This window comes from Syntrophotalea carbinolica DSM 2380 (assembly GCF_000012885.1).
Taxonomy (GTDB): domain Bacteria; phylum Desulfobacterota; class Desulfuromonadia; order Desulfuromonadales; family Syntrophotaleaceae; genus Syntrophotalea; species Syntrophotalea carbinolica.
The window spans coordinates 3,092,296-3,106,022 of record NC_007498.2 but is presented as its reverse complement, the minus strand read 5'-3'; the positions used below and the strand labels follow the sequence as shown (position 1 = coordinate 3,106,022).

Below are 13,727 nucleotides of genomic sequence, written 5' to 3'. Positions count from 1 at the left end.
ATGTCGCTTAAGGAAGAGCTTAAGCAGGCCATTGTTGCCGATCTGAATCTGGAGGATATGACTCCCGAGGAGATCGAGGACGATGAGCCCTTGTTCGGTGAAGGCCTGGGACTTGATTCCCTCGATGCGGTGGAGCTTGTCGTGTTGCTGCAAAAGCATTTTGGCGTCGAGGTCAAGGATATGGAAGAGGGCCGGGAGGCGTTTGTCTCCATCGATGCGCTGGCGGCCTTCATAGAGCAACGCCGGGGTTGATATGACGGGCACTGTTTGTATAACCGGGCTCGGTTGCCTGTGCGGCGCCGGCGGCACCCTGCCGGAAATCATGCAGAGCATGTATGCCGGCCGACGTGTGCCCGGTGCCCCGACCAGAATGCGCTGCGATCATGACGTGGTCTATCCGGTGTTTGAGCTGCCGGCATCTATCGATCTGTCGGTTGACGCCCGGACCAATCGTTCGCTGGCCATGGCCGTGGTGGCGGCCCGTGAAGCCCTTCAGCAGGCGGGCCTTACGCCGGATCTGCTGGCCGGTAAGCGTGTCGGAGTCTGTCTTGGCACCTCGACCGGTGCATCCCTCAACCTGCTCGACTATTATGCCCGCCACAAAGCCGGCCAGAGCGGCGATTCTGCTGAAGTAAGCTTGTGGCGACACAGCAATCCGGGGCTGGGGCTGGCACGTATTCTGGACTTGAACGGACCGGTGCAGACTGTGGTCAACGCCTGTTCCTCCGGCAGCGACGCAGTGGGGATCGCCATGTCGTGGCTGCAGCAGGGTTTGTGCGATGTGGTGCTGGCCGGTGGCACCGACGAGCTGAGCATGGTCCCGTATAACGGTTTTATTCGCCTGATGATCTATGACAGTCAGCCGTGCCGACCTTTCGACGCACGCCGCAAAGGGCTGAATCTCGGCGAAGGTGCCGGCATGCTGGTGCTGGAACGGCGCAGTCACGCCGATCAGCGCGGTGCCGCGGTGTTGGCGGTGGCGGCGGGCTTCGGCAATGCCGCCGATGCGCATCACCTGACCGCGCCGCACCCTGAGGGCAGCAGTCTGCGACGCGCCACGGAGCAAGCTCTGGCGCAGGCCGGCATCGATGCGGGGCAGGTCGGTTTTATCAATGCCCACGGCACGGCGACCCCCAATAACGATCAGGCCGAGTCGAAGGTTCTGTCGCAACTCTTTCCGCATACGCCGGTGGTGGCGACCAAAGGTTTTACCGGCCATACTCTCGGCGCTGCCGGGGCCATCGAAGCGGTGTTCACCGTGGCGGCTTTGCGCGATGGCAAGCTCCCTGCCAGCATCGGCTGCGAACAGCCGGATCCGGCCCTGCAGGTGACCCCGGTGCAGGTCCAGACTCCGGTGGCGGCCAACTACGGATTAACGCAGTCCCTCGGGTTTGGCGGCAATAATGCGGTACTGGTATTCGGACGAGGAGAACAGGCATGAGGCTTGCCATCGATGGTTTGGGACTGGTCGGGCCTTTCGGACTTGGAAGCGAGGCCCTGCAGGCGGCGCAGACCGTAGCGGCCCTGCCGGAGCAGGCCGATGTGACCGAGCTGGCGCGGTTTTTCAGCAAGCGTGAGCTGCGGCGGGTTTCCCATTTTTGCCGTTTGGCGTTATTGGGGGCGACCCTGGCCGTGGAGGATGGCGGTTTGAGCGGCGTCTCCAAGGAACGCGTGGGGCTGATTCTGGCGACGGGTCACGGCCCGGTCGCCACGACCTTCGATTTTCTCGATTCCATGCATGAATTCGGCGCCAAGCTGGCTTCCCCGACGGCTTTTTCCACCTCCATTCACAATGTGGCGGCCTCGACTATTTCCATTATGTCCGGGTACACCGGCCCCTGTCTGACCGTCAACGAGTTTGCCATGTCCTGGGCCTCGGCCCTGCTGACGGCCTGGTGCTGGCTGGCCGAATCCCGCGTGGATCGGGTGCTGGTTGGCGCGGTTGATGAATACCATCCGCTGCTGGCCGAAGCGGCTCGCCAGGCGGATTGTCCGTTGACTACCGGCGAAGGTGCCGTGTTCCTGGCCCTGTCCGCGGCAGAGTCGGGCCGTTACGGCCTGATTACAGACGTGGCCATGGGCAACCTGGCCGCTCCGGCAGCGCAGCCCCCTCTGCCGTTCGAACTGCCCGCCGGCCAGGCCTTTGCCCTTGCCGTGGCACTGCTGAACGGTACCTTTGCTCAGCCGCTGGTAGCCGAAGAGCCCGACGGCGCATGGAGTGCCATAACCCTGGGACCATCGCTATGATGGCGGCGCATGACATGAACCTCGATAAGCTGGTCTTGCGCCGCGTGCTGCACAGCATACTGCGCTCTCTGGTGTGGAATAAAAACGATTGGGCCGCCGAAAAGCGACTGGCCGAAGATACCCGTGCGCCGCTGGCGCAGATTCTCCCGGCAGGTACGGATCAGGAGCTGGTCGAGATTGCGGTCCGTTTTGCCGGGATGTTCGGCTGTGCCGGTCTTGCCGGTGCGTTGACGCCGCAGATGAGTTGTGAAGAGTGGCTGGAGTGTCTGGTGGCCGGTGGCGCGCTGGGGGTGGCCGATGTCACTTTCCACAGTTCCGGCTCGACCGGAGAACCGACCGCCTGCCCGCAACCGCTATCGGTGTTGTGGCAGGAGGTGGGCGAGCTGGGAAGGCTGACGCAAGACCGGCGGCGACTGGTCAGTGTCGTACCCCAGCACCATATTTACGGATTTCTGTTCTCGGTGCTGTTGCCTGCCCAATTGGGGGTTCCGACCGAGTTGCTGCCGCCTTTTCCCGGTGCCGGATTATCCGAGTTTCTGCGCGAGGGGGATTTGCTGATCGCCTTTCCCGCATTCTGGAAAGGCCTTGCATCGTTGGGCCTGCGGTTTCCGACCGGGGTGCGGGGGGTGACCTCCACCGGTCCGTGTCCGCCGCAGATCATTGAGCAATTGCGGCAGCAGGGGCTTGACGCGATGATGGAGGTTTACGGATCGTCGGAGACCAGCGGCGTCGGCTATCGTTGGGATCAGTCCGATGCCTACAGTCTGTTCCGCTTCTGGCAGCCGGTCGCTCTGCAACAGACGAGTCCCGATGCCCTCATCCGCCATCAGCTCAATGGACTTATGGCCGAGCCGGTGATGCTCCCCGATGAGGTGCAGTGGCTGGACGAACGCACGTTTCGTCCTTTGCGCCGCCGTGATCAGGCGGTGCAGGTGGCCGGCATCAATGTCTATCCCCAATACGTCGTGTCCTGCCTCAAACAGCACCCCGCGGTTGAGGACTGCGTCGTGCGGTTGATGCGTCCCGAGGAAGGCGATCGTCTCAAGGCTTTTGTGGTGCCTGTCGATCCTCGCCAGGCAGATGCCACCTTGCGCAGCGCTTTGATCGACTGGTGCAGGCAGCGGCTCAAAAGCGTGGAGCAGCCCCGCAGCTTCACCTTCGGCACCCAACTCCCGACCCAGGGGATGGGCAAGCTGGCCGACTGGTAACCCGGCCAGCCCTCTTCATCGATCGACAATCCGCTCCCGCCTGTTGTGTAATAACAAATTCCCGTCAGCTTTTTTTCAGTTTGATGCCATTGGGCATAAGCTCAATGCGGCCTGCTTTGTAGAGTCCGCCGACGGCTTTCTTGAAGGTTTTTTTACTCATGCCCAGTTGTTTGCGGATGACATCGGCCGGGCTATGGTCGTGCAAGGGTAAAAAGCCGGTTTTCGACAAAGCATCCAGCAATGTTTCCACCGCCTTGTCGGTAGCCGCTTTGCCGCCGCGTTGCAGGGTGACATCGATCTTGCCGTCCCGGCGGATGGTTTTGACAAAGCCCGTAATCCGGTCGCCGGGTTGCATGTCGGGGCGAATTTCATCTCTGTACAGCAGCGCCCCATAGCGATGGTTGACGATCACCTTGGCGCCGAGATCGGTGAATTGCCAGAGCACCATTTCGACCTGTTGACCTTCCCGTAAGACGATATGGTCCTGTTCCAGCCAGCGGTCGATGCGGCCGCTGGCAAAGCATCGCCCCTGGTCGTCGAGGCAGACGCGCACCATATGGTATTGTCCCTCGCGCATGCGTTTGGGCTGCTCGCTGAAAGGCACCAGCAGTTCCTTCTCCATACCCCATTCAAGGAAAGTCCCGCTCTGGTCGGCCTGGTTGACCCTCAACAGGGCGAACTCCCCGACCTGTGCAAAGGGCTGGCGGATGGTTGCCATGGGCTCGCCGGCGTGGAGGTATAAAAACACCTCGACCTGGGATCCCTGTCGGGACTCTTCCGGGACTTGGCGGGCCGGCAGCAGTACCAGCGTTTCGTCAGCTTGCAGCCAGGCACCGCGTTGATCGATATGGTCGATGGTCAAGGATTGAACCCGGCCGATTTCCAACATGATTGAATCTCCTCAGAAGATTTTACTCTGCACCGGGCGAAGGTTCTGCCCGTGTTTACGTAAAGGATGCCCACAAGCGCGGATAAAAGCAAGTCCGGCACTGCAAAGAACAAGGGGCCGCATCAGCGGCCCCCTGGGTGTTCGACAGATTGAAGTAACGGCTCAGTCCAGCAGTTCGGCGATTTTTTCGGCCATGCCGGTATAGCTGCCCGGAGTCATGTCCAGCAGCCGCTGTTTGTCCTCGTCCGCCAGCTCCAGCCCTTCGACAAAAGTGCGGATCGTATCGCGGTCGATGGCATGGCCACGGGTCAGTTCCTTGAGCTTTTCGTAGGGCTTTTCGATGCCGGCCTTGCGCATCACGGTCTGAATCGGTTCGGCCAAGACTTCCCAGGCGTGGTCCAGATCGCCGGCCAGCTTGTGCTCGTTGAGCTTGAGCTTGCCCAGCCCCTTGAGGGTCGAGCGGTAGGCGATCATGCTGTAGCCGAAGCCCACACCCATGTTGCGCAGCACCGTCGAGTCGGTCAGGTCGCGCTGCAACCGCGAGATCGGCAGCTTGGCCGACAGGTGGTTGAAGATGGCGTTGGCCAGCCCGCAGTTGCCTTCCGAGTTTTCGAAATCGATGGGATTGACCTTGTGCGGCATGGTCGAGGAACCGACTTCGCCGGCGATGGTCTTCTGGCCGAAATAGGCCATGGAGATGTAGGTCCAGATGTCGCGGTTAAGGTCGGTGAGGATGGTGTTCCAGCGCGCCAGGGCGTCGAACATCTCGGCCATGTAATCATGAGGTTCGATCTGGGTGGTGAACATGTTCTGCGTCAGCCCCAGTTCGGTTTCGATGACTTTTTTGGCAAGGGCCGGCCAGTCGACCTTTGGATACGCGGACAGGTGGGCGTTGAAGTTGCCCACGGCACCGTTGAGCTTGCCGAGGATCTCCACCTGCGCGATGTTCTTGCTCTGCTTCTGCAGGCGTGCCACGAACACCGCCAGTTCTTTGCCAATGGTTGTCGGCGAAGCGGTCTGGCCATGGGTACGGGCAAGCATCGGCACCGCTTTAAATTGGTCGGCCAGGTTTTTCAGGAAATCGATGATTTCAGCCTGCAGGGGGGTGAGGGCTTCCAGACCGTCCTTGAGCATCAGGGCGTGGGAGAGGTTGTTGATATCTTCGGAGGTGCAGGCGAAATGCAGGAACTCCGACAGTTCCTCCAGCGAGGTGCCGGCGATTTTTTCCTTAAGGTAGTACTCCACCGCTTTGACATCGTGGTTGGTCACCGCCTCGATCTTTTTCACTTTCTGCGCTTCTTCTGGAGTGAAGTCATCCACAATGGCACGCAGGGTCTGTTCCTCTTCGGCTGTAACCGCCCGGCATTCCGCAATCCCCGGCTCGGCGCATAGCGCCAGCAACCACAACACTTCCACCTTTACGCGATTGCGCAGCAGCGCATATTCCGAAAAGCACTCGGTCAGTTCCGTAACCTTCGATGCATAACGCCCGTCCAGCGGGCTGATAGCCGTAATCATGGCAATCTCCTTCTTGATTTTGAATAATCCCATACTATAGATGGGCTGGCCGGATTCTGCAAGGTTTTTGATGTTTCTCAGTTAGTTGTAGTAAGGCGCTCCCATTAAAATACATTGACCTTAAAAGGTTAAACGGTTATAAAAAAGAGGCTATTGAATGGTCCAGTTATGTGAAGCGCCAGCTCGGTAACCGGGAGGGAGCACCAAAACTTCTGGATCAGTTGCGAGAGGCGCTAGGTACCCGTCATTACAGCCGCCGAACTGAATCAACCTATTGTCAATGGGTAAAGCGGTATATTTTTTTCATGATGTTCGTCACCCGAAGGAAATGGCCGAACCGGAGATCAATGCCTTTCTCACTCATCTGGCGGTAAAACACAAGGTCAGCGCATCTACTCAAAGCCAGGCATTGTCGGCACGGTTGTTTCTATACAGGCATGTTCTTGGTCGGGAGATTGGCAATCTGGGCGAGGTTATCAGAGCTAGGAAGCCCAAGCGGTTGCCGATCGTGATGACGCGCGATGAGGTGAGAGAGGTTTTAAGCCATCTTACCAGCAGTAAAAAGTTAATGGCCGGCCTGCTTTACGGCGCTGGTTTGAGCTTGATGGAATGCTTGCGTTTACGTGTACATGACTTAGGTTTCGGGCAAGGCGAAATTCTGGTTCGAGATGGAAAAGGTGGTAAGGATCGGCGCACCATGTTCCCTGAGTCGTTGAGTACCCCGGTAAAGGCCCATTTGAACAATGTGAAACTGCTGCATGAGAAAGACATTGCGGAAGGGTGGGGCCGGGTTTCGTTGCCTGATGCGTTAGAGGATAAATATCCTAATGCCTCCAGGGAATGGCGCTGGCAATGGGTTTTCCCGCAGGAAAACCGGTGGAAAAACATGAAGACAGGAGAGGAAGGTCGACATCCCCTTCACGAAACCCTTCTTCAGCGTGCCATCAAAGAAGCTGTCTTCAAGGCAAACATTGTCAAACGGATCGGGTGTCATACCTTCCGTCATTTCTTTGCCACTCATCTTTTGGAAGATGGGTGCGATATTCGGACGATTCAGGAGTTGCTTGGCCACAAGGATATCTGTACGACGATGATCTACACCCATGTCCTCAATAAGGGAGGACGCAGAGTCCGTAGCCCGGTGGATGCTCTTTGAATGGGTATATCCAGTCTGTATATAAATTGACAGAGTAAAGGTTGGGATTGTGTAAATGCTTGAAAATAGGGATAAAGCAAAGGCTCGTTGTTGATTTATAAGTTGTCTTATACAGACAGGTTGGTGTCAGTGTTTACGGTTTTATCCAGACTGTCTATTTATAGTTGGGTTGAAGAAGAATGAAAAGAATACTGCTTCTGGCGCTCCTAATAATGCTTCCGCCCACAGCCTTCTCCTCAATATCGGAGGAGGGGGGTGGTATCTTTTACGGGCGAGACCACGCGTTCTCCTTTCAAGCTCCTCCCGGCTGGGTTCTGGACAACGAGAGCGGCGTGGGTCAGGGGCTCCATGCGGTCTTCTATAAGGCGGGGCACGCATGGCGTGACGCAACCGCTATCGCCTATGCGCGGGCTGCAACAAAGGATGAGGTCATTCAGGACATTCCATCACTTGTCCAATTCAACGTCGACCGATTCCATGAAAACGGGAGTCCAAACTACAAGGCGAGGTTCATAAAGGAGATTCAAACATCTGATGGCAAGCGCACTGCGCATATTTTCTTCTTCCACGGCGATTCTTGGGGCAACTATGAAGCTGCAGGCTACGTTAAAGAAACAAAGACCATCAACTTCATTATCCTATCCAGTAGAACGGAGGCGGCATTCGAAGAATCTTAGCCTGCATTTGAATCGCTGCTTGCGAGCTACGTATTTTTAACAGATCAGGTAACGATAGAAGGCAACCCAAGAAGTGAGTGAACGCGGATTTGTGAATACGTTGCGCGTATTCACAAACCGGTTCCTCATGTCGTTAGCTAAATACTAAAGGGAATATGGAAATGATAAAGTGTGGACTATGTGGCTATGAGTTTGAACGAGGAGTCAAAATATGTAGAGGTTGCCATGGAACTGTTAAATATGGAGCTGGCGGCCTTAAATGGCTCTTTGGCATCATATATGGTACTGTTATTTTTTATGCACTGAGATACGTGAATGATCACTGGCTTACAATACAAGATAAAATAGCTCTACCAATTATCCTATGCGCTTTCGTCTTAGGGGCTATTCATGCTGCCTATCTATTTAGAAATCAAGTTAAAACAGTTAAAGTCGTAGCTAAGTAATTTTGGCATTAGCTAACCATCGCATCAACCGGTCAGAAAATAGGTGTGCAGATTTTCGAATACTTCGGTGGTACACGTAAGTTCGCGTCGCCGCCGGGTGTCCAAAACGTTAAGGCTGTAGGAAAACCCAAAAACGTGTTAGAATGCGAAAAAATTCATGAAATGCTAAAGGGGTTTTTCTCATGCCTCGTTTCAAACCCTACGACTACAAGCAAACCGTTATGTTGCCGGTGGATTTCGAACAGCAAATCCTGCCCGGCACCTTCGAGTATTCCCTGCACTACCTGGTCGACAACGAACTCGACCTGAGTATTTTCAACAGTAAATTCAACAACGACGAAGCCGGCCGTCCCGCCTACGATCCGGCCATTCTGCTGAAGATTGTGCTGCTGGCCTATTCGCGCGGGGTTACCAGCAGTCGCAAAATCGAAGCGCTGTGCCGTGAAAACGTGATCTTTATGGCCCTGTCCGCCGACAGCCGTCCGCATTTCACCACCATTGCCGACTTCATCTCCGGATCTGCCGAACAGATTGCCGACCTGTTTCATCAGGTGCTGATGGTCTGCGATGCCCTGGGGCTGATTGGTCATGAGATGTTCGCCGTTGATGGTTGCAAGATGCCATCGAACGCCTGCAAGGAGTGGAGCGGCACCCACGACGATTTGAAAAAGAAAGCCAAGAAGATCGACCGGGCCGTACGCTTTCTGCTCAACAAGCACCGCGAAGAAGATAAAAAGGGGCCGCCCGATCCGACCATGCGGCAGCGGGAGGAAAAGCAGAAAGAGACTCTGACCAAGGCCAGTCGTAAGATCAAGAAGTTCCTGACCGAAAACAAAAAACGCCAGGGTCGTCGCGGCAAGGAAGTGAAAAGCAACATCACCGATAACGACAGCGCCAAGATGAAGACCAGCCACGGCGTGCTTCAGGGCTACACTGGCGTCGCCGCGGTCGATGCCGAGCATCAGGTGGTGGTGCATGCCGAAGCCTTCGGTACGGGACAGGAGCATGGGTTGCTCGAACCGATGCTTGAGGGCATCCGCAAGGCCTTCAACGGTAACTATCATAACTGTGGTGACGAGATTCTTAGCGAAGCCAAAATCCTGGCCGATAGTGGTTTTCATAGCGGACAGACTCTGGAGCATCTGGAAGCAGAAGGCATAGACGGCTATATCGCCGATCCTGGTTTTCGCTCCCGCGATCCCCGTTTCAAGACCGCGTCACGTCACAAGCCCCAAGACTCCGGTGCGTCAAAGATCCACCCCAAAAAAACGCTTCAGCGTCAGCGACTTTCAGGTCGATCTTGCCAACAAGACCTGCGTCTGTCCGGCCGGTAACCCTTTGTGGCTCAAGTGCGCCAAAGCCAAGATCGGCGAGCGTTTATTCATGCAATTCATGGGCTATCAGGCTGATTGTGATCGCTGTGCAAAACGGAGCCAATGCTTGCGAGACATCCGCCAAAAAGGAGCCCGCCAGGTCAACGTGCTGCTGGAGACGCTATCGAGTCCCAAGATCGGGATTATCGAGCGGATGAAACAGAAGATCGATTCCGTGTTCGGTCGCCACATTTACGGGCAACGCCTGGGCATCGTCGAACCTGTCTTTGGCAATCTGCGCGAAACGCTTGGGCTGCGACGGTTTTCCCTGCGTGGTCGCACCAAAGTCGATGGGCAATGGAAATTGATGACGATGCTCCACAATATCGGCAAGATTCATCGGTATGGATGGACTTTGTAGGGTAAAAGCGGGAAATCCGGGTCTAGGGACACCTAGCACCTAGGGGGACGCCCATGAAATTATGCGTTTCTTATGATGTTGTATCTCAGCAAGATTAGTAATATGTATTGTGTGTTGCTTTACCTGGCAGAAAAATGGCATAACTCTAATCATGCCACGTCAAGCTCGCATAGATGCACCAGGTGCGCTCCATCATATCATTTGTCGCGGCATGGAGCGCCAAGCGATCTTTCGCGATGATGTTGACCGGGGTGACTTTGTATCACGTTTGTCGACAATCCTTTTAGAAACATCCACCCCATGTTTTGCCTGGGCGCTGATCCCTAACCATTTTCACCTGTTGTTGCAAACGGGGAAAGCGCCGATTGCTCATGTCATGCGCCGATTATTGACGGGTTACAGTGTTAAATTTAATCGTCGCCATCATCGACATGGGCACCTATTCCAGAATCGTTACAAGTCCATATTGTGTCAGGAAGAACCTTACCTTCTGGAGTTGGTTCGTTATCTTCATCTTAACCCATTGCGTGCCGGCTTGGTGTCAACTTTGGAAGAATTGGCCGAGTTCCCCTTTTGCGGACACGGCTGCTTACTGGGGCGTCGTGCCAGCAGCTGGCAGGCCGTCGACCAGGTTCTGGAGCGTTTTGGCAAGCGAGTGACTGTTGCCCGAAAACAATATCTGAGTTTTATTGCTGCGGGTATTGAGCAAGGACGTCGCTTCGATCTTATCGGTGGCGACCTGGTTCGCAGTGCGGGCGGTTGGCAAAAATTGGCATCCCTGCGAAAAGAGGAACCGCAACTGAAAAGCGATGAACGCATCCTCGGAGACAGCGAGTTCGTTGAGTCTGTATTGCGAAACGCGGATGAGAAATTGGAAAGATGCCGACGCTGGGATATCGACCTGAAAGAGCTTGTGCAAATAGTTGCTGATAAGCTTGAGGTCGGTTCCGAGGATATTCGGTCGGGAGATAAGCGACCAAAACGGGTTGCGGCACGAAGCATACTTTGCTTTTGGGCTGTAAAGGAGTTGGGTTGTTCAACGATGGAGATTGCCGGGCTTTTGGGAATAACTCAATCGGCAGTCAGTAGATCGGTTCAACGTGGACAAAAATTGGCCAGAGAAAAGGGGTGGCGTCTGGCGGAATGGGTAAACGCATAATTTCATGGGCGTCCCCATTGTTGTGGACGAGGGCGGCCTTGATCCTGATGGGTGACTGGCGCAGCAACTGGCTGACGCAAAAAATAAGAAATCTCAGCACATGTGAAGAAACTGGTGACTTAGCCGTGCATTTTGAAAGAAAAAAGCATAGATAAATGCTCAGGGATATTTTTGTGCTATTGACACGAGCCTTTTAATGGGTGACCCCGCCTTTGCTTCTTTGCCTCTATTTATAGCCATTGTCTATAAATGAGATGCAAAAAGACAATTTCTCTCCATAAAGTCTTTATGAGTATAGTTTCTCCAGCCGCGGTAATTTTTACCAAAAACACATTTCAAAGGAGAAACACAATGGCTTATCTCGAGGTCACCCTGAAAGTCTTGAATGAAAACCGCTCGGCAGCAGCTGAAATCTACACTAAATATAAGGAGCCGTTTCTCAAGCAGATCAAAGGTGCACAGACGAAAGACCTGTTGATCCGTGATGAGGATGTTCAGGTCCTCCATGGTTTTGCTAGTGTCGACGATGCCAATGCTTACCTTAAGAGCGACCTTTTCAACCAGGATGTTGTTGTCGGTTTGGCCCCCCTGCTCGCTGCAGAACCGGAAATTCGTATTTACAATGTTGCCTAAGTAAAAGCACGGCTAAGGCGGGCATGTGAAAACTGCCCGCCTTAGTTTCAATAGGAGTGATCGTTGCAGGGATTTCCAGTTGGGCGTTCTGTTGGTGGGGCCAATCATTCGTTTGCGCAGGTGAATTTTGGCCTAAAAGGCTTATCCCAAGGAAGCGATTCTCACCCTTTATGCCGGATAGGTAAGTACCCCGGAACCAACTCACGCGGATAGCGATCTGTCAGGCCTCCTCATATATCACCAACTCGACTTAGCATACAGCCGATGTCTTGCCCTGTAGGTTTCGGGTAACATCTATGCCATGATGATGAATCCGGCAACTGAGGTACCGGAAAAAGGTTTCTCTACTTTCGCCGACGGTGTCGGCGAGCTGGTCAAGACGCCGGGGTAGGCGGCTAGGGGATTTGCATCTGTGCAAGCCACCTCAAGGTGAAAATGCCCTAAGCATGATCGGTTTTTTCGAACAGCATTCGACGGTAATTTCCGCCAACTATTAGGTCCTTGCCAGCCATCTGGCGCCATCGGCGTTGCCAAAAACAGGCCATCCATTCGGTGTCGATTCCCTACAGGCGAAGGCTTTTCGAGTAGCTCGAGGATGTCGGTGTTACGGCGGGACTGGTGCGCATCTCTGTTGCTTTTGAACATGGCGAGAATATCGTTGCCGATCTGAATCAGGCGATCGGTATCCTATGGATGCTGAAGGGGCGTTGTGCAAATATTCGACAAAGGATTCGGAAACTCTCTTGCATTAACGCCAGAAGCGTTCCTTTCTTATTTAGTGCAAAAGGACCCCCGATTTTGCCGGGGGATACCTGCTTTCCATTCATGCAGATGAAACGAGTAACGGAGCTTTTCGATGCAATTTACGGAACCTTTATTTCGTCCGCCCATGGAAGTTAACTCGGTCCTGGTTCGGGGTACCCAAGGCTGCACCTATAACAAGTGCAATTTCTGCTATATGGCTCAAGGCTATGATTTTATGAAGGCCTCCCCGGAGCATATGGAAAGTGAACTGCTGGCACAGAAGCATAGTCACGGTTCCGCATCAAATATTTTTATTATCGGTTGCAATCCATTGTCCTTGCCGCAAGCAATCCTCCTTGAGTATGCCGGATTGATACAGAAACACTATCCTCGTTTCACCAGGATCAGTATGCATTCCCGAGTCGATGATATTGAAAGAAAGTCGGACAAAGAACTGAAACTGTTACAGTGTGCAGGGTTTGGCCATCTCTATGTCGGTACGGAAAACGGCAACGAAGAAGCTTTGCGAAAAATGAACAAAGGACACGGTGTGCAAAAATCCCGTGAGCAACTCCGGCGTTTGGATGCTGCCGGCATAAAGTACACCTGCCAGTACATCATCGGTATGGCAGGGAAGGGGATGGGAGTAAGAAGTGGTTTGGCAACGGCAAAATTCATAAATTCGGTCCACGCAGAACGGGTCATGTCAACAGGTCTGACCGTCTTTCCCGGATCACGCCTGCAGGAGATTGTCGCACGTGGCGAATTTGTCGAATCTTCGGAAAGAGAGAAGATTGAAGAGATGCTGGTTTTCTTTGAAAATCTGACAGCCGACATTTTTTTTGAAGGAATCCATTATCTGAATCCGCTACATTTCCGTTTTCAGACTGGTTATGAAAAAGCCAGATACGAAACAATCGAGGAAATCAAACGAATACTCAATTCTTACTCAGAAGATCAACTCGAAAAAGCGATCAACAGAAAAGAGATGCGATCCCTGTAACAGTCCGTGCGGCCCAACCTTCAAGTCCAAATAAAAAGCCTTAAGCTTATTCCTTTTTGCCGATGAGTTTGTTCCAGGTGGCAATTATTACCCTGTTTTAAAAAAATCAGAACGTACTCAGCTGGTTCTAGAATCCTTTGTTGCAAGGGATCTATACCGTGGTAATGGTGCTGCCGGAATACTCCCATACGGGTAGTTCAATGATGGTATAGGATACAGCTAAGCTCTCAATGCTCTGACGGGGAGTTTGACTATACCCGTCAGTGGTGCGGGATAGCTTGGTCAAGCTTTCGGCACACTGTTGGTCTATTTA

The 13,727-nt window shown here is 53.9% G+C and carries 10 protein-coding genes and 2 pseudogenes; 10 read left to right on the top strand and 2 right to left on the bottom strand.

All coding sequences use genetic code 11. The features are described 5' to 3' along the window. Genes PCAR_RS14435 through PCAR_RS14420 form a run of 4 tightly spaced genes read left to right on the top strand, consistent with a single transcriptional unit; the run spans window position 1 to window position 3,455 of the window. Window positions 1–252: a phosphopantetheine-binding protein gene (locus tag PCAR_RS14435; RefSeq protein WP_011342430.1), complete on the top strand. Its 252-nt coding sequence runs from the start codon at window positions 1–3 to the stop codon at window positions 250–252. 1 nt (window position 253) lies between these two features. Further along, window positions 254–1,441 carry a beta-ketoacyl-[acyl-carrier-protein] synthase family protein gene (locus PCAR_RS14430; RefSeq protein ID WP_011342429.1) on the top strand — a complete coding sequence of 396 codons (1,188 nt, stop codon included), beginning with the start codon at window positions 254–256 and terminating at the stop codon, window positions 1,439–1,441. Beyond that, window positions 1,438–2,247 carry a beta-ketoacyl synthase chain length factor gene (locus PCAR_RS14425; RefSeq protein ID WP_011342428.1) on the top strand — a complete coding sequence of 270 codons (810 nt, stop codon included), beginning with the start codon at window positions 1,438–1,440 and terminating at the stop codon, window positions 2,245–2,247. Before PCAR_RS14430 ends, PCAR_RS14425 begins: the two co-directional genes overlap by 4 nt. Beyond that, complete coding sequence (locus PCAR_RS14420; RefSeq protein WP_081425093.1) at window positions 2,214–3,455, top strand: AMP-binding protein; 1,242 nt, start codon at window positions 2,214–2,216, stop codon at window positions 3,453–3,455. Before PCAR_RS14425 ends, PCAR_RS14420 begins: the two co-directional genes overlap by 34 nt. 64 nt (window positions 3,456–3,519) lie before the next feature. Here PCAR_RS14420 and PCAR_RS14415 read toward each other — a convergent pair whose 3' ends face one another. Further along, the gene (locus PCAR_RS14415; protein ID WP_011342426.1) at window positions 3,520–4,344 is read right to left on the bottom strand and encodes a CvfB family protein; all 825 of its coding nucleotides are present in this window, start codon (window positions 4,342–4,344) and stop codon (window positions 3,520–3,522) included. A 162-nt stretch (window positions 4,345–4,506) separates the two neighbouring features. After that, the gene (gene purB / locus PCAR_RS14410) at window positions 4,507–5,862 is read right to left on the bottom strand and encodes an adenylosuccinate lyase (protein WP_011342425.1); all 1,356 of its coding nucleotides are present in this window, start codon (window positions 5,860–5,862) and stop codon (window positions 4,507–4,509) included. A gap of 170 nt (window positions 5,863–6,032) precedes the next feature. On the opposite strand from purB, the pseudogene PCAR_RS14405 reads away from it, so the two are divergent. The 6 genes and pseudogenes from PCAR_RS14405 to PCAR_RS14375 all read left to right on the top strand — a co-directional run bounded on the left by PCAR_RS14405 (window position 6,033) and on the right by PCAR_RS14375 (window position 13,414). Beyond that, window positions 6,033–7,018 (top strand): annotated as a pseudogene (locus tag PCAR_RS14405) (integron integrase). A 179-nt stretch (window positions 7,019–7,197) separates the two neighbouring features. After that, a complete protein-coding gene (locus tag PCAR_RS14400; RefSeq protein ID WP_011342423.1) occupies window positions 7,198–7,695 on the top strand; it encodes a hypothetical protein in 498 nt (165 codons plus the stop codon). Window positions 7,696–8,323: 628 nt separating this feature from the next. Continuing rightward, window positions 8,324–9,875: pseudogene (locus PCAR_RS18065) on the top strand (DDE transposase). A 151-nt stretch (window positions 9,876–10,026) separates the two neighbouring features. Next, window positions 10,027–11,034, top strand: a complete 1,008-nt coding sequence (locus tag PCAR_RS14385; protein WP_011342420.1) for a transposase — start codon at window positions 10,027–10,029, stop codon at window positions 11,032–11,034. 351 nt (window positions 11,035–11,385) lie between these two features. Continuing rightward, window positions 11,386–11,667: a hypothetical protein gene (locus PCAR_RS14380; protein ID WP_011342419.1), complete on the top strand. Its 282-nt coding sequence runs from the start codon at window positions 11,386–11,388 to the stop codon at window positions 11,665–11,667. Window positions 11,668–12,523: 856 nt separating this feature from the next. Beyond that, a complete protein-coding gene (locus PCAR_RS14375; RefSeq protein ID WP_011342418.1) occupies window positions 12,524–13,414 on the top strand; it encodes a radical SAM protein in 891 nt (296 codons plus the stop codon). Window positions 13,415–13,727 lie beyond the last annotated feature (313 nt).

Excerpts from the sequence above, each read along its gene's own strand:
- PCAR_RS14435 (WP_011342430.1), top strand. The coding sequence starts at position 1 with ATGTCGCTTAAGGAAGAGCTTAAGCAGGCCATTGTTGCCGATCTGAAT.
- PCAR_RS14430 (WP_011342429.1), top strand. The coding sequence starts at position 254 with ATGACGGGCACTGTTTGTATAACCGGGCTCGGTTGCCTGTGCGGCGCC.
- PCAR_RS14425 (WP_011342428.1), top strand. The coding sequence starts at position 1,438 with ATGAGGCTTGCCATCGATGGTTTGGGACTGGTCGGGCCTTTCGGACTT.
- PCAR_RS14420 (WP_081425093.1), top strand. The coding sequence starts at position 2,214 with ATGGAGTGCCATAACCCTGGGACCATCGCTATGATGGCGGCGCATGAC.
- PCAR_RS14415 (WP_011342426.1), bottom strand. The coding sequence starts at position 4,344 with ATGTTGGAAATCGGCCGGGTTCAATCCTTGACCATCGACCATATCGAT.
- purB (WP_011342425.1), bottom strand. The coding sequence starts at position 5,862 with ATGATTACGGCTATCAGCCCGCTGGACGGGCGTTATGCATCGAAGGTT.
- PCAR_RS14400 (WP_011342423.1), top strand. The coding sequence starts at position 7,198 with ATGAAAAGAATACTGCTTCTGGCGCTCCTAATAATGCTTCCGCCCACA.
- PCAR_RS14385 (WP_011342420.1), top strand. The coding sequence starts at position 10,027 with ATGCCACGTCAAGCTCGCATAGATGCACCAGGTGCGCTCCATCATATC.
- PCAR_RS14380 (WP_011342419.1), top strand. The coding sequence starts at position 11,386 with ATGGCTTATCTCGAGGTCACCCTGAAAGTCTTGAATGAAAACCGCTCG.
- PCAR_RS14375 (WP_011342418.1), top strand. The coding sequence starts at position 12,524 with ATGCAATTTACGGAACCTTTATTTCGTCCGCCCATGGAAGTTAACTCG.